The organism is Paraburkholderia sp. SIMBA_054, from assembly GCF_046534875.1.
Taxonomy (GTDB): domain Bacteria; phylum Pseudomonadota; class Gammaproteobacteria; order Burkholderiales; family Burkholderiaceae; genus Paraburkholderia; species Paraburkholderia hospita.
Map to the genome: position 1 here is coordinate 1 of NZ_JAWRXV010000496.1, position 307 is coordinate 307.

Annotated in this window: 1 protein-coding gene; it reads right to left on the reverse strand. The window is 67.4% G+C overall.

The genetic code is table 11. The annotated features are described in order from the left end of the window. A partial coding sequence (locus tag SB822_RS56055) for an OmpW/AlkL family protein (protein ID WP_410858973.1) occupies positions 1 to 284 on the reverse strand: 284 nt, incomplete at its 3' end. Positions 285 to 307: the final 23 nt, after the last annotated feature.

Genomic DNA, 307 nt, shown 5'->3' on the forward strand with positions numbered 1-307 from the left:
CCGAGGCCGTCGATGTTGACGTCGTGCTTGAAGGGCAGGGCACCGAGCACCTCGATGCCGAGGTTGTCGGCGACGAAGTACTCGCCGGTGATGGTCGGCTTTGTGTCGCTGTCCACGTCCAGCGCGAGCGTGCCGCCGACCAGCCTGCCGTTGTCGGATTTCGGGTTGACCTGGTGGACGCCGACGCCCAGGGTCCAGTCGCCCTTGGACTGGGCCAGTGCCGGGACGGAGGTGGCGGCCGCGACGGCGGCCAGGGCACAGCCGAGGAACAGATTGTTGCGCATTGTCTTTCCGGGGTGGTTGGGGT